The 20,037-nt window shown below is 40.3% G+C and carries 20 protein-coding genes; 4 read left to right on the top strand and 16 right to left on the bottom strand.

Features of this window, described 5'->3' with window-relative positions:
• The 10 genes from NO991_RS02405 to NO991_RS02360 all read right to left on the bottom strand — a co-directional run bounded on the left by NO991_RS02405 (nt 1) and on the right by NO991_RS02360 (nt 7,915).
• Nucleotides 1–750, bottom strand: a complete 750-nt coding sequence (locus NO991_RS02405; RefSeq protein WP_235377351.1) for a DUF1365 domain-containing protein — start codon at nt 748–750, stop codon at nt 1–3.
• A complete protein-coding gene (locus NO991_RS02400) occupies nt 743–1,999 on the bottom strand; it encodes an NAD(P)/FAD-dependent oxidoreductase (RefSeq protein ID WP_294407962.1) in 1,257 nt (418 codons plus the stop codon). The genes NO991_RS02405 and NO991_RS02400 overlap by 8 nt, the downstream gene beginning before the upstream one ends.
• Complete coding sequence (locus NO991_RS02395; protein WP_194441388.1) at nt 1,996–2,706, bottom strand: SDR family NAD(P)-dependent oxidoreductase; 711 nt, start codon at nt 2,704–2,706, stop codon at nt 1,996–1,998. Before NO991_RS02395 ends, NO991_RS02400 begins: the two co-directional genes overlap by 4 nt.
• On the bottom strand, nt 2,706–3,152 hold the full coding sequence (locus NO991_RS02390; RefSeq protein ID WP_054551990.1) for a nuclear transport factor 2 family protein: 447 nt from the start codon (nt 3,150–3,152) through the stop codon (nt 2,706–2,708). The genes NO991_RS02395 and NO991_RS02390 overlap by 1 nt, the downstream gene beginning before the upstream one ends.
• 1 nt (nt 3,153) lies before the next feature.
• Complete coding sequence (phrB, locus tag NO991_RS02385; RefSeq protein ID WP_371351640.1) at nt 3,154–4,545, bottom strand: deoxyribodipyrimidine photo-lyase; 1,392 nt, start codon at nt 4,543–4,545, stop codon at nt 3,154–3,156.
• Nucleotides 4,545–5,498: a DUF523 and DUF1722 domain-containing protein gene (locus NO991_RS02380; protein WP_054551988.1), complete on the bottom strand. Its 954-nt coding sequence runs from the start codon at nt 5,496–5,498 to the stop codon at nt 4,545–4,547. The genes phrB and NO991_RS02380 overlap by 1 nt, the downstream gene beginning before the upstream one ends.
• A gap of 10 nt (nt 5,499–5,508) precedes the next feature.
• A complete protein-coding gene (locus tag NO991_RS02375; protein ID WP_054551987.1) occupies nt 5,509–6,159 on the bottom strand; it encodes a ChrR family anti-sigma-E factor in 651 nt (216 codons plus the stop codon).
• A complete protein-coding gene (locus tag NO991_RS02370) occupies nt 6,152–6,775 on the bottom strand; it encodes a sigma-70 family RNA polymerase sigma factor (RefSeq protein WP_054551986.1) in 624 nt (207 codons plus the stop codon). Before NO991_RS02370 ends, NO991_RS02375 begins: the two co-directional genes overlap by 8 nt.
• A gap of 62 nt (nt 6,776–6,837) precedes the next feature.
• Nucleotides 6,838–7,416 (bottom strand): LON peptidase substrate-binding domain-containing protein, encoded by a 579-nt coding sequence (locus NO991_RS02365; protein ID WP_138599476.1) that lies wholly within the window; start codon nt 7,414–7,416, stop codon nt 6,838–6,840.
• A 220-nt stretch (nt 7,417–7,636) separates the two neighbouring features.
• Entirely contained in the window at nt 7,637–7,915 is a 279-nt protein-coding gene (locus NO991_RS02360) for a hypothetical protein (protein WP_054551984.1), read from the bottom strand.
• 259 nt (nt 7,916–8,174) lie between these two features.
• Between NO991_RS02360 and NO991_RS02355 the strand changes: the two genes are divergently transcribed.
• Nucleotides 8,175–8,804: a hemolysin III family protein gene (locus NO991_RS02355; protein ID WP_300418725.1), complete on the top strand. Its 630-nt coding sequence runs from the start codon at nt 8,175–8,177 to the stop codon at nt 8,802–8,804.
• On the opposite strand, the gene NO991_RS02350 is transcribed toward NO991_RS02355, so the two are convergent.
• Both NO991_RS02350 and NO991_RS02345 read right to left on the bottom strand, forming a co-directional pair.
• A complete protein-coding gene (locus tag NO991_RS02350; RefSeq protein ID WP_300361991.1) occupies nt 8,801–9,109 on the bottom strand; it encodes an MGMT family protein in 309 nt (102 codons plus the stop codon). The genes NO991_RS02355 and NO991_RS02350 overlap by 4 nt on opposite strands.
• On the bottom strand, nt 9,093–10,004 hold the full coding sequence (locus tag NO991_RS02345) for a LysR family transcriptional regulator (RefSeq protein WP_138599474.1): 912 nt from the start codon (nt 10,002–10,004) through the stop codon (nt 9,093–9,095). Before NO991_RS02345 ends, NO991_RS02350 begins: the two co-directional genes overlap by 17 nt.
• A gap of 117 nt (nt 10,005–10,121) precedes the next feature.
• Here NO991_RS02345 and NO991_RS02340 point away from each other — a divergent pair, with 117 nt between their 5' ends.
• From NO991_RS02340 to NO991_RS02330, 3 genes are all read left to right on the top strand, one after another.
• Nucleotides 10,122–11,207, top strand: a complete 1,086-nt coding sequence (locus tag NO991_RS02340) for an efflux RND transporter periplasmic adaptor subunit (RefSeq protein WP_166340814.1) — start codon at nt 10,122–10,124, stop codon at nt 11,205–11,207.
• Nucleotides 11,207–14,278 (top strand): efflux RND transporter permease subunit, encoded by a 3,072-nt coding sequence (locus NO991_RS02335; RefSeq protein ID WP_300361987.1) that lies wholly within the window; start codon nt 11,207–11,209, stop codon nt 14,276–14,278. The genes NO991_RS02340 and NO991_RS02335 overlap by 1 nt, the downstream gene beginning before the upstream one ends.
• A 657-nt stretch (nt 14,279–14,935) precedes the next feature.
• On the top strand, nt 14,936–15,478 hold the full coding sequence (locus NO991_RS02330; RefSeq protein WP_300418726.1) for a hypothetical protein: 543 nt from the start codon (nt 14,936–14,938) through the stop codon (nt 15,476–15,478).
• Nucleotides 15,479–15,550: 72 nt separating this feature from the next.
• On the opposite strand, the gene rluF is transcribed toward NO991_RS02330, so the two are convergent.
• The 4 genes from rluF to NO991_RS02310 all read right to left on the bottom strand — a co-directional run bounded on the left by rluF (nt 15,551) and on the right by NO991_RS02310 (nt 20,024).
• Entirely contained in the window at nt 15,551–16,495 is a 945-nt protein-coding gene (gene rluF / locus NO991_RS02325; RefSeq protein ID WP_058584133.1) for a 23S rRNA pseudouridine(2604) synthase RluF, read from the bottom strand.
• Between the two features lie 89 nt (nt 16,496–16,584).
• The gene (locus tag NO991_RS02320; RefSeq protein WP_371351639.1) at nt 16,585–17,649 is read right to left on the bottom strand and encodes an ABC transporter substrate-binding protein; all 1,065 of its coding nucleotides are present in this window, start codon (nt 17,647–17,649) and stop codon (nt 16,585–16,587) included.
• A gap of 70 nt (nt 17,650–17,719) precedes the next feature.
• Nucleotides 17,720–18,802, bottom strand: coding sequence for a DUF418 domain-containing protein (locus NO991_RS02315; protein WP_300363019.1), 1,083 nt, complete (start codon nt 18,800–18,802; stop codon nt 17,720–17,722).
• A gap of 7 nt (nt 18,803–18,809) precedes the next feature.
• Nucleotides 18,810–20,024, bottom strand: a complete 1,215-nt coding sequence (locus tag NO991_RS02310; RefSeq protein WP_371351638.1) for an EAL and HDOD domain-containing protein — start codon at nt 20,022–20,024, stop codon at nt 18,810–18,812.
• Between the last annotated feature and the right edge of the window lie 13 nt (nt 20,025–20,037).

The raw sequence follows: 20,037 nt of genomic DNA, 5'->3' as shown, positions 1-20,037 counted from the left end.
TCACCTAGTTGAATTCTCTTGTTTGCCCGAGTGGCCAATAAATGGCACACGTTTGCAAAACAACTTCAAAGCATGAAGGTAAATACCTTTAAAAATACTTAACGTCATAGCCGGAAACTGTTTAAGCACGGCACTAACCTGCTCTTTCGTGAGAGGCTGCTTTTGCAAACGCAGGGTTGCATCAAACAAAAGAGTGTCGTCTTTTTTATTTTCAATATGAATCATGGTGTTATCAGAATTCATTCTAATATGCCAATGATAGTTCATATCTAAGTTCATGAAAGGTGATACGGAGAAAACCTTTTTAAAGTTCACTTTTTTTTCAAGGGGTACGACATAATAATGACGTTCATTCCAGGGCGTGTTGCTGACTTCAGCAAGCATGTGAGTGAACTCGCCATGACTAGTTTGGAAGAAGAAAAAGTTAACCGGGCTAAAATAAATTCCTAAACAGCGCACCTGTCCGAGCATAAAAACATGGGTAAATTCATCGTCAATGCCAAGCTCTTTAATTTTGTTAAGTGCACGCTGCTTGAGTGGCAACTGCATATCGGTTTGATAATTAAAATAGTCGCTCTGATTAAATTTAAGCGCCTTGAAACCACTTAAGCCAAGCCAAGGATGAACTCCATTAAGCTCATCAGGCTTAGCTAAATCGACCCACATCATATAAAGCGGGTATTTAAAGTGATGCTCTTTGACGGCAAAGCGCCTGTGGCGAACATCACCTACATAAATGGCGCTATTCAAACTCGACTCCGAGTTGCTTTGCCACATTTACAGCACTTCTTACACCATCTTCGTGGAAGCCGTTGTACCAGTACGCTCCGCAAAAATAGCTGTTATTTTTACCGTCAATAAGAGACTTTTGCTGCTGAGCGGCAATCGACTGCTTATTAAATACCGGGTGATGATAGGTAAACTCGCGTAAAATTTTATCTTTTTTAATGCCATCAAGATGGTTAAGCGTGACACAAAATTGCGTATCGCTTTGAATCCCTTGCAAAATATTCATCTGATAAGTTACAACAGCAGCTTTGTCTGTGTTGTTATTTAACAGATAATTCCAACTCGCCCATGCTGCTTTGCGTTTTGGTAGCAGTGTAGTATCAGTGTGTAGTACCACTGAATTAGCCGTATAAGGTATCGCTGAGAGAACACTTTTTTCGTCTTCGCTTGGGTCTAATAACAGCTTTAAAGCTTGATCTGAGTGGCAAGCAAACACAACTTTATCGAATGATTCACTATGGCCATCATCAAAATGAACATGCACATTGTCATCTTTTCGAGATACCGAGCTGATATTACTATTTAAACGAATTTTATCAGCAAAACCTTGGATCATAGGTTTAATGTATTCGCGAGAGCCACCCGGAATAACATACCACTGCGGACGATTAGTGATGTCCAACAAACCATGGTTATAAAAGAACTTAACAAAAAACTCTATGCCAACTTGCGCCATCTCTTTAATGCTTGTTGACCAAATAGCAGCGCCCATCGGCAAGATATAATGAAAACGGAAGAACTCGTTAAAATCATGCTCGTCTAAAAACTCACCTAGAGTTTGATTTGCTTTGTAATTTTTTTCAGCATGTAATGATTTACACACATCATTAAAGCGCACAATGTCTTTTAAAAGTTTCCAGAATTTAGGGCGAAAGATATTGCGTTTTTGTGCGAACAAGCTCCAAAAAGTATGACCGTTATATTCAAAGCCTGTTTGTTCGTTATGCACACTAAAGCTCATTTGGGTTTTCTGACGCTCAACGCCCAAGCGCTTAAGTAGTTTTTCAAAATATGGGTAAGTTCGGTCGTTAAAGACAATAAAGCCTGTATCAACAGCGTACTCAACGCCATCAACTTTTACGTCTATGGTTGCAGTATGGCCACCTATGTAGTCGTTTTTCTCAAATACGGTTACATCGTAGTGTTTATGCAATAGGTGCGCACAGCTTAAACCCGCTATGCCAGATCCAATAACAGCCACTTTTTTCAACGTGATAATCCTTTTGCAAGCTTCAGCCAAAGTGGCGTAGGAAGCATTCTTAAAAATTTTAAAATGAAGGTAAAACGGTGCGGAAAGTGCACTTCTTTGCGCCTTTTCGCGACCCCTTTATAAATATAATTTGCCGCTTTTTCTGCACTCACCGCCATAGGCATAGGAAAGTCGTTTTTATCAGTCAGCGGCGTTTTAACAAAACCAGGGTGAACTAAAGTGACATCGATATCTTTTAAATCAACCGCTAAGCTATTAGCTAAATAACTTACACCGGCTTTAGACGCACCATATGCTTGGCTGCGCGGTAAGGGTAAATAAGTCACACTAGAGCTTACGAGCACCAGCTGACCACCGGGCTTTATTTTTGGTAATAGCGCCTCAAGGCAATAGCCCATACTGAGCAAGTTGGTTGTGATCACCCGCTCAAACAAACTACTGTCAAAATTGCGAGCATCATCAATGTACTCACAATTGCCAGCATTTAAAATAACCCGGTCAAATTGCGTATAAGCCACTGTGCTAGAACGAATATCTTGAAGGTCTGTTGCATCAAACTGGCAAGACTCAATATTTTGATGTTGGCTCAATTTAGCAAGCTTTTCTGAATTTCTACCGCATGCAATGACCTGTTCATTATTGTCTGCATAAAGCGTTGCTAATGACTCGCCAATACCTGAAGTTGCACCTGTAATTAATGTCGTCATTATGCACTCGCTCTTTTATCGATGTATTTCACAGCCGAGCCAAGCACGGGAATATGCCTGTAAAGCATAGCGCCTACGTCAAAATAGTCGCGATGATTAATTATTTTATCGCCAGCAAACTTCAAACGACTATGGCCTGCAACCGAGATTGCTTGGCCTTTGTTAAGCTTTGGATGTCGATATTGCATAGTCCAGTAGATAAACGCGATGTCGTCTTTGCCCTCGGTATTTTCAGTAACATAGCTGTCTTCAATAACAAATTCGCAAGAAAGTACATTGGCGTAAAGGTTTTTGAAGTATTCACGCAGTTCCCCAAGACCATTTACCGCATGCAAGGGATCTGCGAAATGAATATCTGTATGATAGATTTCATTCAGTAACTGTAAATTGTCTTTATTGAGTGTTTGATAAACATCAATAAACCTATCAAGGATCGCCTTGTCCATGTCACACCTTAAATGCGTTAAGCGCTCGCTCTCGCGCGGCTTTATGATCAACAATTGCTGGCCAATAACTGCTCGACTTACCCTGTTTCGCTAAATAGTCATGCGGAAAATGGATTTGCTTGGCAGGTATTTTTTCCAGCTCTGGTAAATATTTACGGATAAATTCACCATCTGGATCAAACCGCTCGCTTTGGGTGATGGGGTTAAAAATTCGGAAATATGGCTGAGCATCACACCCCGTACTTGCAGCCCATTGCCAGCCACCGTTATTAGATGCAAGGTCGCCGTCTATTAGGTGCTGCATAAAAAAACGCTCGCCTTTACGCCAATCAATTAATAAATGCTTGGTTAAAAAGCTCGCAACCACCATGCGTAATCGGTTATGCATCCAGCCAGTTTGCAGAAGCTGCCTCATTGCAGCATCAACTAACGGGTAGCCTGTTTTACCTTCGCACCATGCTTTAAAGTCGCTGTCATCATCACGCCATTTCACAGCGTTGTATTTATCATTAAAATTTTCGTACTTATTTAGGTTTGGATAAATCGCGATAAGATGGCGATAAAACTCACGCCAAATCAATTCGTTAACCCAACAAAACAAGTTACTTTTACTGCTACGTAGTACATCAGGGTGACGCTGCTGGATCAGTGCCAATAATTGATGAACGCTGGCAATACCAAGGGCTAAATAAGGGCTTAACCCCGAGGTGCCTTTAATGCTTGGGATATCTCGTTGGTCTTGATATGTTGCGAGTTTTTCTTCAATAAAGCGCGCGCAAACGTGACTGAGCGTTTCATCATCAACAGGCCATTTTTCTGAGCTGCCGTCTGAGGCTAATAACTCACTTGGCTGCCACTCAATTGGCTCGAACATCTGTGGCGGCTCAGCAAAATAAAAGTGGGTGTCTTGATAAACTTTTAGCCATGCATTTTTAAATGGCGTAAATACTTTGAACATCTCACCGCTTTGATTTTTAATGCTTCCCGGCGGCGCAATCACATCGCCGTCGTATGCGTAAAAAGCAATCCCATTGCTGTCAGCGTGCTGTAAAAAGGCTTTATCTCGGTTTACCTCGTTAAGCTCATATTCGTTGTTAGCGTATACATTTTTTACTTGATGCTGCTCGCAAAAGGACGCTAACTTTTCAACACAGCCTGCGTAATCAGCTGCATCAATAATATGTAATTCAATACCTTTGCTAGCTAAAAGCTCCCCCAAGAAGCTAAGCCTACGCTTTAATAAATCTAGCTGGATAGCAGCCACATCATGCTTTTGCCATTGCTTTTCAGTAATAAAAAATACCGCATTTCTGCAACCATTTTCGATTGCATGATACAAGGCGTCGTTATTAAAAAGGCGCAGATCGCGCCTAAACCAAAATAATGTATTCATTAAATTCCGTAGCGTAGTTTTAATTCGTTCGGATAGGGGTCAAGATACACTTGCTTAGCAAGATACTCGTTTGGATGCACTTTTAAATGATGCTTAATTAGCGTAAGTGGTACGTATAGTGGCACCAAGCCTTGGCGATATTCATCGATGGCATCACGTAGTTCTTGCTTCTCAATCTTAGAAAGCGATTTTTTAAAATAACCTTGCAAATGCATTAAGGTATTTGCGTTATTTTTACGTGAAGCCGGTTTTTTAAGGGCTGTCATTAACCCTAAAATATATTCATCAGCCAAAGTTTGGATATCTTCGCCATCAAAAGTGCCAAGTAGATTTCCTAGACTACGGTAAGCTTCGTAGTTATGAGCCATCAATAAGTACTTATATTGGGCATGAAACTGAGTCAATCGATGTACTGTGAGTGGTTGTTCGCTTAATGTTTGCCAGTGCTTGTAGGTATAAACACGCATTACAAAGTTTTCGCGAAGGTGCATATCATTTAAACGACCGTTTTCTTCGCATGGTAACAATGGGTTATGTGCCATTATTTGCTCTGCAAAAAAGCCAACGCCTTCCGAGGTGTTACCTGTACCCGCTTCATTGTAGATTTTAATTCGTTCCATACCGCAACTAGGACTTTTCGCGCAAAATACAAAGCCACTTAATTCTGCCGTTTGTTCTGTGGCAACGCGTTTACCGTATTCTGTTAACTTAGGACCAACATCGCCAGTGCCATCTGGGCGGCACACTTTAATAGTATCGCCAACACGCACTTGGCGGATCGTTGGCCGAGGGATTGGCAACCCTACCGCTACTTCAGGACAAAACTTTTTATATTCAACATGGTTAGCCAACTCATCCATGCAAAAATTAGATTTTTTGTGCCCGCTGTCAAAGCGAACCTTGTCGCCTGCTAAGCAGGCGCTTAAACCAATTTTAATTGTCGATTGCTGCATATAAACTCTACTAATAGATAAGATTACCAATTGGGTTCAGTAATTTACTAATACCTTTATTGAAGTGTAGGGCACTACTTACAACTGTAAAGCACAAGCACCCTTCAATCGTTTTTGGTGTGTGATTGTGACGACCATCTAACATCATAAAGTCACCTGGTACATAGTGTCCGTCTTCATCACTAAACTCCCCATCTAATAATAAAGTGAGCTCAAAACCTGTATGTGTGTGATCTGGAATTTCACCACCCGCATCAATATGAAGCAAGCTTGCTCGTAATGGACCATCCTCTAAATCAATACGAGAGCGGGCAAGCTTACCAATTTGCATAAACTTGCTGTGGCCAATACGCGTGAGCGCTCTGGGTAAGGTGTAGGTTTTGTCTTTAACATTAACCGATACCTGCTCTTGCTCGTACACTTCATCAATCGTTTCATCAGCGGTGATGGCATCAAAAAGTGTTTGATCGAACATATCATCCAAGTCGGTAGCTGATTCAGTAAATACATTGTCTGCATTTTTCGCTTCAAGCGCAGCGAGCTCTTTTTGACACACAGGACACATTTCAACATGAATAGCGACTGCAACACTCAAAGTGGCAGGTAAATTACCTTCACTGAACTTGGCAAGTAATTCGTTGCTAGGATGGTGCTTAATCATGGTGATCTCCCATTTCATTGCGTAACTTCTGCAAGGCTAAGCGAAGACGAGATTTCACTGTGCCTACGGGAATATTTAAATGTTCAGCAAGCTGTTCTTGCGACATATCTTGGAAATATACACCGCGCACAACCTCTCGTTGCGCAAGGGGTAATTTATCAAGGTATTGTTTAATCTGTTTATCTTCTAAATGGTCACTAAATTCGTGTTGGCCCGGCTCCGCTTCATCTATCAATGGCCAGATATCTTCGCTAATACACTCTTCTTTACTGCTTTTCATTTTTCTGAGCATATCGAAAGAAGCGTTACGCATCACGGTATACACCCAGGTTGTCGCCGCACCTTTCTCTTTGTGGTAAAGATGCGCTTTGCGCCATACAGAGGTAAGGGTTTCTTGAACTAATTCCATCGCTTGCGCTTCAGAGCCAAATTGTTTGATCCCAAAACGTTTTATTTTTGGCGAAAAATATTGGAACAGCACAGCAAACGCACGCTTATCACGGTGCGTTGCTACAGCAAATAAGGCATCAGCAAGCTCTTTGCTTGGTGTATCTGGCATGGCAGAATATTGACCTGTGTTAGGTTTACAACCGGTTTGAAGTTGTTGACTTACCATCTTTGTGTCATCCAATTATTGTCGTAAAAACTTATACGCCAAAAAGTTGATGTGAGATCACATTAATCAGTAAATTCGTTGTTAATTAGAGTATGGAGGAAACTTAGCAAGTTTTCAAAATTAGATTTAAAGGCAAGTTGTTGTTTTTTAACTAATGAAATAGGCAAAATTTCGAGCCAGCGGGCAACAACCCAAGCAAGGTTATCAAATTGTGGGGTTTTATAAAGGCCAGCTAAATCAGGCTGATTTGCAAACACAGCACGAAGCGTGTCGCTCAATAGAGTGTTTTCGTCATTGATTGGTGTGTTTACATACCATGAAGGCGATGTAATTAGTTCGATGTCAGCATGGCGTAGTTGCTGCTTATCCTGATACGCGTTATGCATAGACACGGCATGTTCAGCATAAACATCAATTAGTAATTGGCCACTATCATCTTGATTGAAGTCGGTTATTTGCACTAAACAACCTATTTCGGGCAAGTTAAGATCTGTATCGTGTTGATAAGTGCACAGCACAAAACCTGTATTATCTTGTACCGCTTCTTTGACCATCGTTAAGTAACGCTGCTCAAAAATTCTTAGCTTGGTGAACCCTTCAGGTAAAATAAAAACCGGTAAAGGAAAAATCGCACGCTTCATAAAGTCTACTATTCTAAAACCACATGCCTTTAATTACGTGCGTTTTTAATCCGCCGATCAATATTTCATGAAATCTTAATATCTACTTTGTACTCTAGAAGTTGAACCATTGCGCAACGTTACGAAATAATTCGATTGATGCATACGCACTGAGTAAACTCAAAACCGGTGCAACCATAAGTAAAAATAAGCTGATTTCACTACTCATTGTCTTGTTTCCTTACTGCTTGTTTGTTGCTTTAGGAGCTTGAGCAATTTTTAACTCTTCTTCTTTCGAAGCAATTGCATCTTCACTCATGTAAGTATCTAGTAACTTTTGAGCATCAAACTCAATGCTGTTCATTACGCTTTCTTTCAATTCAATGCTTGCTTGTTGAACATAGCTTTTAACAGATTGTGTAATGGTGTTGCTGATATCTAATTCAAAGTCAGTAGCGCTTGCTTGAGTTGACCCTAATACAAGTAACGCAGCAGTAGTTAATTTAAGTGAGTTATTCATAGTGGTATTCCTTGTCTCTTTAAGTAATTAGTCGTAATTACTTAATCAAAGGTTGTGCCACCCTGAAAATATTTTTTAATTTATTGATTTTTAACGATTTAAAAATAAATTAAATTTTCGACCGCATTCAGGACTGGTTAATATAACCAACAAATTTAAATATTTTGACCAATATTTAGTGAAAAAAATAAGCATTGCCAACTTCAGCGCACACTTGTACACTGAAACTGTTTTATTCACTCATTTTTAGTAGATAGATATGACAGAACAACTCCCTTATTCACGCCAAGAAGAACAACTTAACGTGCTTACTCACGGCATGGGAGTCCTGTTTGCGGTATATGTACTGTGGGACTTAATTTCACAATCTAAAGTTGTGTCAGCTACGGTGAGCGCCATCGTGTATGGCTCAAGTCTACTGGTATTATTTTTAGCCTCGACCTTATATCACGCCAGTACCACAGAGCGCATACGAGCCATTTATAAAAAATGTGACCACTGTGCGATTTACTTGCTTATTGCCGGTACCTACACGCCTTATTTGGTTATTTCGTTATCTGGGGCTTGGGCAATTGCCGCTTTGGTATTTATTTGGTCTTTAGCGCTTAGTGGGGTTGCGTATAAATTACTGGTCAGAAACACGAATAAAAAAGTCTCTCTCGCTACCTATTTATTGATGGGCTGGTTTGCCTTAGCACTTGTTTACCCACTTTATTTGAACCTTGATTTAAGCGCTTTATGGTGGCTGCTAGCTGGCGGGATTGCCTACAGTTTAGGTACTGTGTTTTACAGCGCTAAAACCCGCCATTACAGTCATGCAATTTGGCATGTATTCGTGTTAGTTGGCTGTGTTTGTCATTACCTATCAATTAGCTTATATGTCTATTAGTCCCACTGATGCAGGCGCATATTAATTTTAGCTTTATTAAAGGTAACACCTTCACTGAGTAGTTTTTGTCGTTGCTCAAGATACTTATTGCTGCCTTCAGGAAACGATATTTTACCCTGACTATTAACCACCCGATGCCACGGAATGCTTGAGCCTTCGGGCATTACTTTTAATAACCGCCCCACTAACCTTGAGTTATTAGGGTATCCCGCAAGCTTTGCTACTTGCCCATAGCTGGCAACTTTCCCCTCAGGAATAGCACAAATAATGGTATAAATTAAATCTTCTTTAGTTGCCTGCTGCACGACTCGACTCCAAATACTGTTTACTGACTTCGCTAAAATCTTGCCAAATAGCTCTTGCAACAGGGCCATGATGAACCGAGTGCTGTCTAAATACACGAATTTCTGCACCAAACTGGTGTTCACGATCGATTATTTTAATTTGTTGTAATAAACCAGCGTCGATTTCTGCTTGGCAATGCTGCAAACTGATCATTGCCCAGCCAGCACCAGAGAGTAAAAACGACTTAACACTGGTTATATCGTCAATTTTCATTAATGCAGAGCCTAAGGTATAAGAAAGCCTATCGCTATCAAAGCTCAAGTCGCTTTCAAACATGGCTAAACACGGGTAATTTTGAATTTCTGAAAAGGTGATTGAACTTGGCACCACATCAGGCGCGCTGACAATACCTATATCAAATTTACCAATTGGCAAACTTTCTAGGTCCCCTGTTGCATGAAACAAATCAAACCAAGGGCCAATTCCTAAATCAGCCTCATGGCTATTAACTTGCTCAAGAGATACAAAACGTTTACCTGAAGAAATACTAAACTCTGTACTGGCAAAACGTTTAAATGTACGACTGATCACTTGGTTATAGCTGTTTTGATGACAAAGTTGCTCATAGCATATTTTGTAATTGGCCTCATTACCTAATGCAAGCTCTTTAGCGAGTGAGCTTAACTCACTGTTTGCATTAAGCAATTGTCGGGCTTCTCGATAAAAAATTCGGCCTTTTTCAGTTAAGTGTAATCGATATTGACTACGGTCTAGCAGCTCAAAACCTAGCTCTGACTCCAGCTTCTTAATCGCTAGCGTGAGCGCAGGTTGAGTCTTATGCAATTTAAGTGCGGCTTGGCTCAAACTAGAGCTTTGCACAATAGCATCTAGAATGATTAATTGATTTAAATTCATTAATGGCAAACTATATAAATAAAACTTATGCTGTTTCTAAAATTTAATAATTTTTATTTTATATCTTTGCAGCGTATCCTGCAGCAAATTTATGCTTTCTTATCTATGGAGAAGACAATGAGATTGGCACCCGCCGTGTTAATGAGCAGTATGTTTCTGTTACTTGCGGCATGTTCAGAGCAAGCACAACAAGGTGAAGCAGAGCCGGTAGTTCGCCCTGTAAAACTGTTTAATATTGGTAATAATTCGGAGCAGAGCATTCGCAGCTTTCCTGCTGAAGTGGTTGCTAACCAAGGATCTTACCTTGCCTTTCGAGTAAATGGTGAGTTACTTGAGTTCCCTGCTCTTGCGGGCCAACACGTTGAGAAAGACCAGCTTTTAGCCAAACTGGATCCTGAAGATTTTCAACTGCAATATGATGAGCGCAAAGCACGTTATGAACTTGCAGCGTCTCAACTTGAGCGTGTGCAAAAGCTATTTAACCGCTCAATTGCCAGCCAATCTGAGTTAGACCAAGCCCTTGCTAATAAACAAGTTGCTGAGTCAGCGCTTAAAATTGCCAAAACCAACCTAGATAATAGCGAATTACGCGCGCCGTTCGCGGGTACTGTGGCAAAGGTATTTGTGAAAAACTTTGAAAACATTCAAGCAAAACAAAACATCCTACGCCTTGAAACCCGCGACCTAATGGATGTGGTTATTCAAGTGCCTGAAAAACTCATTGCACGCATCGATAAAGACGTTCACTATCAACCTGATGTTGTATTTGATGGTTATCCAAACAAGTCATATCAATTAACCATTAAAGAGTTTGATACCCAAGCCGACCCAATTACTTTAACGTATAAAGTTGTGTTTTCATTACCTGTGCCAGAAGATTTTAATCTACTTGCCGGTATGACTGGCCGCGTTGATATAGACTTAAGCAAAATCACCAGTTCACAATCACCTTATACATTGCTGCCTGTTGAGGCGGTATTCTCAGAGCCTACCAAGTCTGAAAACGACAACAGCTTTGTGTGGATTTATGACGAAAACACCGGTTTAGTGCACAAGCAAGCTGTTGAAGTTGGCCAATTACACCGTGATGGCATTGAAGTACTATCAGGTATTAAAGAAGGCCAAATCGTTGTGGCTGCTGGTGTGCACTTTTTAGAAGAAGGCATGAAAGTGCGTCCATGGCAAAAAGAGCGAGGCTTATAATGAGCTTTGCTGCACTCGCTATTGAAAGAAAAGTCATTAGCTGGATGTTCGCGCTGTTTCTACTTATTGGTGGAACCGTCGCTTACTTTGGCTTAGGACAACTTGAAGACCCTGAATTCACCCTAAAAAAAGCCATGGTGATCACCCTTTATCCGGGCGCGTCACCACAGCAGGTTGAAGAAGAAGTCACCTTCCCTATCGAAAATGCAATTCAACAGCTACCGTATGTTGATTACGTAACCAGTATTTCATCACCGGGTAAATCGCAAATTACCGTCGAAATGAAAAGCAATTATCGTAAACAAGACTTACGTCAAATATGGGACGAGTTGCGTCGGAAAATTAACGATCAAGCATCGTCGATGCCCTCTGGTGTTTATCCAAGCAAGATTATGGATGACTTTGGTGATGTATACGGAGTGATGTATGCAGTCACTGGTGATGGTTATTCTTACGATGAGCTTAAAGATTACGTTGATTATTTAAAACGTGAGCTTGTTTTGGTTGATGGCGTTAGTAAAGTAACTGTGGGTGGTGAGCAACAAGCACAAGTCATGGTTGAGATTTCAACCCGCAAACTTGCCCAATTAGGTATTTCGCCTAATCGTATTTACCAGCTTTTACAAACTCAAAATAGTGTCTCGAACGCAGGTAAAGTCCGCGTTGGCGATGAATCAATTCGCTTACACCCAACCGGTGAATTTAAAGACGTAAAAGAGCTCGAAAACTTACTTATTTCTAAGCCAGGTGAAAATGAGCTTATTTACTTAGGTGATGTTGCTACCGTTTTTCGTGAGTACGCCGAAGTCCCTAACAATATTATTCGCTATAACCAGCAGCAAGCATTACTGGTAGGCGTGTCATTTAGCACAGGCGTTAACGTTGTTGATGTAGGTGCAAATATTGATGCCCATTTAGCGTCACTGGAATATCAACGACCACATGGTATGGAAATAAACAGCGTTTATAACCAACCTGCTGAAGTAGAAAAGTCAGTTAGTGGCTTTATTATCAGCCTACTTGAAGCTGTTGCCATCGTTATTATTGTACTTTTAATATTTATGGGCTTTAAAAGTGGCGTACTGATTGGTGTAATACTGCTACTGACCGTATTAGGTACCTTCATTTTCATGAAGTTGTTTGCCATTGATTTACAGCGGATTTCGCTTGGCGCCTTGATTATAGCTTTAGGGATGCTGGTAGATAATGCCATTGTAGTAACCGAAGGCATATTAATAAACCTCAAACGCGGTCAAACAAAACTGCAAGCGGCGACTAACATCGTTAATCAAACCAAGTGGCCATTACTGGGGGCTACGGTTATTGCAATTACTGCCTTTGCGCCGATTGGCTTGAGTTCAGATGCCAGTGGTGAGTTTGCTGGCAGCTTGTTCTGGGTGTTGTTTATTTCCTTGTTACTAAGCTGGATCACCGCCATTACCTTAACGCCTTTTTTCGCTGATTTAATGTTTAAACAAGCCACTGAAAAACAGCCGCATCACGATGAAGACCCTTATCAAGGTGTTATTTTTAATGTTTATAAAGGCGTGTTACATACAGCAATGCGGTACCGTAAAACCACGCTACTGCTGATGGTGATCATGCTTGTTAGCTCAGTTTATGGCTTTAAATTTATCAAGCAGTCGTTCTTCCCAGCATCGAATACTCCTATGTTTTATGTTGATTATTGGCATACACAAGGCGCTGATATTCATACCACTATGGATGGTGTTGCAAAGCTCGAAAAATTCTTACAAGCCGACCCACTGGTTGAAGAAATAACCACAACGGTTGGTCAAGGTGCACCGCGTTTCATGCTGACTTACGCACCTGAGAAATCATACCCAGCCTATGGGCAATTGATTATTCGAGTAAAAGACCGCGAAGCTGTTACAACCATGATTAAAAAAGTACGCGATTACCAACATGAACATGTACTTGATGCTCAGCTTAAAGTTAAACGTATGGAAATTGGCCCATCAACAGATGCAAAAATTGAAGCGCGCTTTTCTGGTGCTGATCCTGTGGTACTTCGTCAATTAGCAAAAGAAGCGAAAGACATTCTGCATCAAGATGCGGGGGCATTTAATATTCGTGACGATTGGCGTGCTCGCTCGAAGTTAATTCGTCCACAATTTAACGAGCAAAAAGCCCGTCGTTTAGGGATTGCTAAATCAGACCTTGATCAGCTGCTGTTAACTAGCTTATCGGGTAAACAAGTGGGCGTATATAAAGACGGCACGCAAATGCTGCCTATTATTGCTCGCTCACCTGCTGAAGAGCGCTTAAACGTTGAAAGCTTGCGCGACTTACAAATTTACAGCCCAGTGTTAGGAGTGTTTGTTCCGGTGACACAAGTGGTTGATGATTTTGTTGTTGAGTGGGAAGACAGCTTGATCATGCGACGTGACCGTAAGCGTACCATCACTGTAATGGCCGACCACGATGTTATTGGCGATGAAACTCCAGCGAAGCTCTTTGCACGTGTTCGCAAAGACATAGAAGCTATTGAACTACCTCGTGGCTATGAATTGCAATGGGGCGGCGAGTATGAGTCATCAACAGATGCGCAAAAAGCGATTTTTGGGTCATTACCTCTTGGTTACTTAGCTATGTTCGCTATAACTGTATTGCTGTTCAATTCAGTTAAAAAGCCTTTAGTGATTTGGGCAACAGTGCCACTAGCCATTGTGGGTGTATCAGCTGGTTTATTACTAATGAATGCAGCATTTAGCTTTATGGCCCTTCTTGGCTTACTGAGCTTAAGCGGTATGCTCATTAAAAACGGCATTGTATTAGTTGATCAAATTAACCTTGAACTTGATAGTGGTAAAGACCCTTACAAAGCAGTATTCGACTCTGGTGTAAGCCGTGTTCGACCTGTAGCGATGGCTGCAATTACAACCATTTTAGGCATGATCCCACTGCTCTTTGACGTGTTCTTCCAGTCAATGGCGGTAACCATTATGTTTGGCCTTGGTTTTGCGACAGTACTAACACTGATTGTTGTGCCTGTGCTTTATACCATGCTGTTTAAGATCAAAGTACCAAAGCAGCGTCACGCTAATTAATACAGATTGACTCTCAACCAAAAGCCCTTTCAGCAAACTGTTAGGGCTTTTTCTTTATTACCTATTATTTTAAAAGGTAATAAAATCCGCCACAGCCAGCAAATAAAAATAAGCAACACCAAAAAATAAAAACGCACTGGTTCTTGGTGCTTATGGATGGTGCTAATGCTCCCTGTATAACTTCAGCTACCTACACGAATTTTATTCGTTAGTAATCCCAACACCCCATAACCAACAAACAATAGAGATGCAATAAAGATAAATACATTCTGAAAAGTAGCCATTGATAACCCAGTTTATTAGTCGTGCAAAATTGGTCAGCTATCAATTATTAACTTATTTATTATTCTCGGTAAAGTCGAATGCCGAGAGCTCGCCAGTGTCTAGTATAAATTTTTGTTATTTAAGGTGGGTTAAGGTGGGTGTCTAGTTAACGTTATTTAAGATGGGTGTCTAGTTACTTTTAAAGTGGATTTCCATTTAAAGTGGGTGTCCATTTTTGGGGAAGCGCACTAGCTTTCGTGAAATTTATTTAACGTGGCTGTCCATTTTGATGATCTGGTTATGGCTCTAAATAAAGTGGGTGTCTATTTAATGCTTAACCTATCAGCTTGTGTGCTAACCTATTTCTGCTGATTTAGTACTTGAAGAATTAAGATGTTTAGAAGTGGTTTTTACTTATTGATTGCAATACTCAGTGGTACTTTAAGTGCCAATGAAAAAGCATACTACCAGCATGAGTCTAATGTGGCTTTTCACGTTGCCGTTGAAACTTTATCTGATGCTATTTTAGCAATTGAAGGACAAAATGGATTGATATTTAACTCAAGATGGATTTTTGGGGAAATAGGCACGCCAATCGCAGATATTTGTGAAGGGCAACAATCAGCCGATTTAGAGCTCGAGTGTGATTCTGTTTCAAACCGCGCTGTTGAATCTCATTACGACTTTCCACAAAACAGTCAAATTGCTCTGTATTTTAGACCTAACTTGATTGTGAATGGACTCAAATTGATTGAAGCAAGTGTTAAAAACAATAAAGTAGCGCTATTACTATTTGAAGATGACCATACAAAAGAGCTATTCTTTGTAAGAAAACATCAACTTATCGATATTATCGCGAAAAAACTCACTAAAAAAGAATTTAAACAGAAAAGAGACCGTCTTGAAGATGATGCTATTTACCCTAATAAAGGCTAAGGTTGAAATCAGTATCATTTAGAACCCTGAAGATTACGAGCAAATACTAGTCAGGGTTCTATACTCTGAAGCTTACTTTTTCAGACTTAATGTGCCGGTGCGTTTAGTACTGCTTCGCTTCGTTTGATTTGGTTTTGATGAGTGAGAATTGCCAGCCTTTGCTCTTGATTGACCTTGCTTGGCATCACTGCGTGCTTTTTTCACGTATTTAGAAAAGTCGCGCTTTTTTTCTTCTTCATTGCGTGGCTTTTGCTTTGCACGAGCTTGCGTTGGCTGTTTGTTTTCATCAATTGAACGCTCTTCCGTTTTACCTGAATCTGCAATTGAGTTATTGATCTCAGCCATTTCTTGTTCGGTTAAGTGACGCCACTGCCCTACTTTTAAACCCTTTAGGGTCACGTTCATAATTCGTGTGCGCTTTAAAGTCACCACTTCATAGCCTAAATATTCACACATACGGCGTATTTGGCGGTTTAAGCCTTGTGTTAGCACAATGGTAAATTGCTGCGGGCCGGTTTGTTTAACCTTACACTTTTTAGTAACGGTATCGAGGATAGGAATACCATTTGCCATCTTATTAACGAACTGGCGATTAAGTGGTTTATCAACCGTTACTACGTATTCTTTTTCATGATTATTACCAGCGCGAAGAATTTTATTAACGATGTCGCCTTCGTTAGTTAAGAAAATTAAGCCTTCTGAAGGTCTATCTAAGCGTCCAATTGGGAAAATACGCTCGGGGTAATTAACTGCTTTAACAATATTGCTTTGGATTTTTCGCTCAGTCGTACAAGTAATACCAACTGGTTTGTTATAGGCAATATAAACCAGCTTAGGCTTTGCTTTTAAAGGTTTGCCATCAATAAGTACATCATCGGCGTCACTGACTTTTACGCCCATTTCAGGCAAGTTGCCGTTAACAGTAACACGACCTTCTTCAATATATTTATCTGCCTCACGGCGTGAACAAAAACCTGTTTCACTGATAAATTTATTTAATCGCTTTAACTCTGTCATGGCACACTTCTGTCTGGATTTTAAAGCCGCTAGTTTATACCAGAAGCCTTTACCAAGCTAGGTAGAATCTAGGCTCTTTGACTACACTTTTAGTGTTGCGCTGCGCTTTTGGGCTTTTCGCTCAATAAACTATGTAGCGTATCAAAATCGAAGGCGTACTCAGTGCTTTTACTGTTTGGCAGTAAGAAGGCTTCAAAAGGGATAACCGACCAATCTTTGATGTTTCTTAGCCAGCGGTAACTTTGAATATTGTGCTTTGTGATCACCCCAAGCTGAAACTTAATCGCATCGTGATTCTGCCAATAAGGGTTGCCATTATGATGATCGACCACGCTAATTAGTGCCCACGCTCCCATCATAAAATGCCCGCCAACACTGGCAGTGAGTTTTTGTTGTTCAATTAAGTCTAAATTATCATCAAGCCAGTCTATGCCACCTATGAAATAGGCTTTATCTGTTTTACCTTTCACAGCTTCTAGGGCGCCTTGCGCCATTAAATCAGACGCACACCAAATCACATTGCTATCAGGGTGTCGTTGCAATAATCGGCTTACTTTATTCGCAGCCTCCTGCTTACTCCAATTTGCATAGACAACTTGCTCAAGCTCAACATCTTGTTTACGTAAATAATGAACGAGGCCATCACTGCGGGTGTCAGATTCAGTACCATAATGGCCATTAATAGCAACAAAATGAGGCGTTTGCTTTGTATTTATTGCCTCATCAAGTAAGGCTTTGCCAAGTTGCTCACCGGCTTTGAAGTTATCGTGAAATACTTCACCTAACCAATACTTAAAGCGCTGACGGGGTTTACCGACTTCGTTTCGCTCTACGCCAACAATCGTTTCTTCAAGGGTGATAAATTTAATTTTGTGCTGCTCAAGCAAGGTCATTGACTGCTCTGCACCACCTGGGTAATTAATTAAAATTGCGTAGTCGGGTTTAGCGTTATATTGAAGGTATTGTTTCAGCTCAGCTAATTGAATGTGGCGATTTCCACCGCCATAAATTGTTGTAAGAGCGACATTATTTTGCTTGGCAGCAACCTGCATCACATTAGTCACTTTTTGCCAAAACAAATCAGTTTTAACTGAAGGATTAACTAACAGCACAGAGAATTGCTCGCCAGCATAAAGTGGTGAACAGCAAAGCATTGTAAAAACCAACAAGCAAACTCGCATTACCACTCCGCTTTGTTTTTCTTTGATTGTAGTATACGAGGAATTATCTAGACAATTTTCGCCAAATTAACTCGCACGGACCTTGTTTAAAATACATACTATACACTTTACAAAAAAACAATTGAAAAACAAGCACAAAAGCAATCACCAACCAATAATCTAAGCGATCAAAATTAAGTGCTGCGGTTGGGTATGCGACTTTAAAAAACAAGATAAATATGACTGTTTGCATCAAATATAACGTCAATGACATACGCCCAGCTTGCTGTAGCAGCAACCAGTTATTAGGGATATTCTTAACTACTTTCACAATAATGTGGCAATAAAAAATAGCCATGGATAAAGCAGCCAACCAATTAATTGGTTCTACAATCGCGTACATAAAGACACTCTGGTTTGGATCGATTATTAATCTCAGGGCCGTTAAACTTATCGCAGCTGGAACAATCAACTTGAACTGGGAGTTTGTTAAACCATGAATGAATACGCCTTTCTTATATAAATAGACACCCATCATCATTAACCCAGCAGCCATCCACACAGTGATAAGCGGTACAGCAATAAGCATTATGATAAACATAAAAAAGTTACTGACGAATCCTGCAAAGTAAGAAGAATACGCTGCATCATACGCCATTAAGAAACTCTCAGAGCTTCTCGTTACAGGGTTAAAATCTGGCTCTACAAAGGCAAGTAAGAATGAAATAAAGGCGCCGAGAAGTAAAAACAACATACCCATACGCAAGTTTTTTTCTTTATCTTGCTGACTAAATTTAAGCGTTAACCAGCCTGCACAAGCATAAATAAACAAAATATCACCAGCCCATAATAAAAAACCATGGGCAAGGCCTATAAATGCCAAAACTTTTAGTCGTTTATGTTGTTTTTCAACATTTTGCCAAAGCTGCCATTGAATAACTAAAGATGCTCCGAATAACAAGCAAAAAAGGCTTCTAAAACGCCCATCAATAAACACGGTATTAATAGTGAAAATTAGCGAGTCTGAAAAGGGTGGCGTAGCACTTGGGGTATAGTCATACTCAAACACAGCAAAGGTGTAGATGTTCATAAACATCAAGCCGAGTACCGCAATACCCCGTAACACATCCATATTTATATTGCGCATAAATCCCTTATAGGTTTTGCCTGCAGCTATCACTCCAATTTACTGCATTTTCGTATATCTTGGGAAGATCTGCGCTTTCAATGCTTAGATAGGCAACAGCCTGTTCAAGCGCCCACCAGCTACCAGTTTCGTACGCTTTAACCGTTTCAAGTATGTAATAGAGGATATTTTTTTCTTGCATGAGAGCGGCATGAATTTCGTCAGGAAACGGCAATCTATCCAATAACTTTTCCATAGGTTGATCTAATATGGCATCAAGTAATGAAAATAGCCCTGTTAAAAATGCCTCACCAGTTTGCTGTTTAGCAACACGCTGAGCGATTAATTCACAAAAACGGGCTCTTACAACACAAAGCCGAGTCAACTCGGCTGGTTTTGACTGGGCACTGTGGGCAGTAATAATTAGACTAACAAACTTTTTAAGTCGTTCATGACCTAAATAAACAAGCGCTTGTTTTAATGAGCCAATTTTACTCTTTATAGGAAAAACACCGCTATTTATTAAACGTAACAGTTTATAAGCAAGTGCAGTATCTAAAGAAAACAAACCAGCGATTTCACTGATATCTAGATCTGGGCGCATGACTTGTGCATAAATCGATAATACCAGCGCATAATTGTAATCAATATCACGATGCTGAATCATCTTCGGTTTAGCAAAAAAATAACCCTGAAAAAAATCAAAGCCCATTTTATGCGCTTTTTCGTAATCATCAGCTGTTTCGAGTTTTTCAGCTAATAGCTTTATCTTTTGATACTTTTTTAATTTATGAACAATCGGGGCCAATTCTTCAAAAGGGGTTTGCTGGACATCAAACTTTATTAAACGAATAAGTTTTAAAAAACGGTCCCATTCGGGTTGGTAAACAAAATCATCCAACGCTAATTTATAGTTGTTATGAAATAACTCACGGCAATATTCGTAATTTTCGTCCGTTGGCTCAATGGTTTCAAGTAACTCAATCACGACATCATTTGTTGGCAAAAACGCGCAAAGGTCCAGCTTCAAAGACTCTGGACCAATATTAATTAATGCTTTTTTACCCGACGTTATATGACGAGTACCTAAATTGAGCTGGTTTTCCATAATTAGGCGAGCCGTTGCCGTGCTCTCTGACACATCAGGAAAACTATTTTGTAAACTATCTCTAAATAGTAGCTCATAGGCGACAACTTGTTGACGACGATTAAAGACCGCTTGCCTAGCAACAAATACAGCCACTTTACCTACTTTT

The sequence above is a fragment of the Pseudoalteromonas sp. DY56-GL22 genome (assembly GCF_041414715.1).
In the GTDB taxonomy this organism is placed as follows: Bacteria; Pseudomonadota; Gammaproteobacteria; order Enterobacterales; family Alteromonadaceae; genus Pseudoalteromonas; species Pseudoalteromonas simplex.
Note: the sequence above shows the minus strand (reverse complement) of the source record. Positions and strands in the feature narration are given on the sequence as shown.

What these genes read in the sequence shown, in the direction of transcription:
- rluF (WP_058584133.1), bottom strand. Translation starts at nt 16,495, where the DNA reads ATGACAGAGTTAAAGCGATTAAATAAATTTATCAGTGAAACAGGTTTT.
- NO991_RS02395 (WP_194441388.1), bottom strand. Translation starts at nt 2,706, where the DNA reads ATGACGACATTAATTACAGGTGCAACTTCAGGTATTGGCGAGTCATTA.
- NO991_RS02390 (WP_054551990.1), bottom strand. Translation starts at nt 3,152, where the DNA reads ATGGACAAGGCGATCCTTGATAGGTTTATTGATGTTTATCAAACACTC.
- NO991_RS02320 (WP_371351639.1), bottom strand. Translation starts at nt 17,649, where the DNA reads ATGCTTTGCTGTTCACCACTTTATGCTGGCGAGCAATTCTCTGTGCTG.
- NO991_RS02335 (WP_300361987.1), top strand. Translation starts at nt 11,207, where the DNA reads ATGAGCTTTGCTGCACTCGCTATTGAAAGAAAAGTCATTAGCTGGATG.
- NO991_RS02375 (WP_054551987.1), bottom strand. Translation starts at nt 6,159, where the DNA reads ATGATTAAGCACCATCCTAGCAACGAATTACTTGCCAAGTTCAGTGAA.
- NO991_RS02345 (WP_138599474.1), bottom strand. Translation starts at nt 10,004, where the DNA reads ATGAATTTAAATCAATTAATCATTCTAGATGCTATTGTGCAAAGCTCT.
- phrB (WP_371351640.1), bottom strand. Translation starts at nt 4,545, where the DNA reads ATGAATACATTATTTTGGTTTAGGCGCGATCTGCGCCTTTTTAATAAC.
- NO991_RS02365 (WP_138599476.1), bottom strand. Translation starts at nt 7,416, where the DNA reads ATGAAGCGTGCGATTTTTCCTTTACCGGTTTTTATTTTACCTGAAGGG.
- NO991_RS02315 (WP_300363019.1), bottom strand. Translation starts at nt 18,802, where the DNA reads ATGCGCAATATAAATATGGATGTGTTACGGGGTATTGCGGTACTCGGC.
- NO991_RS02370 (WP_054551986.1), bottom strand. Translation starts at nt 6,775, where the DNA reads ATGGTAAGTCAACAACTTCAAACCGGTTGTAAACCTAACACAGGTCAA.
- NO991_RS02380 (WP_054551988.1), bottom strand. Translation starts at nt 5,498, where the DNA reads ATGCAGCAATCGACAATTAAAATTGGTTTAAGCGCCTGCTTAGCAGGC.
- NO991_RS02355 (WP_300418725.1), top strand. Translation starts at nt 8,175, where the DNA reads ATGACAGAACAACTCCCTTATTCACGCCAAGAAGAACAACTTAACGTG.
- NO991_RS02360 (WP_054551984.1), bottom strand. Translation starts at nt 7,915, where the DNA reads ATGAATAACTCACTTAAATTAACTACTGCTGCGTTACTTGTATTAGGG.
- NO991_RS02340 (WP_166340814.1), top strand. Translation starts at nt 10,122, where the DNA reads ATGAGATTGGCACCCGCCGTGTTAATGAGCAGTATGTTTCTGTTACTT.
- NO991_RS02330 (WP_300418726.1), top strand. Translation starts at nt 14,936, where the DNA reads ATGTTTAGAAGTGGTTTTTACTTATTGATTGCAATACTCAGTGGTACT.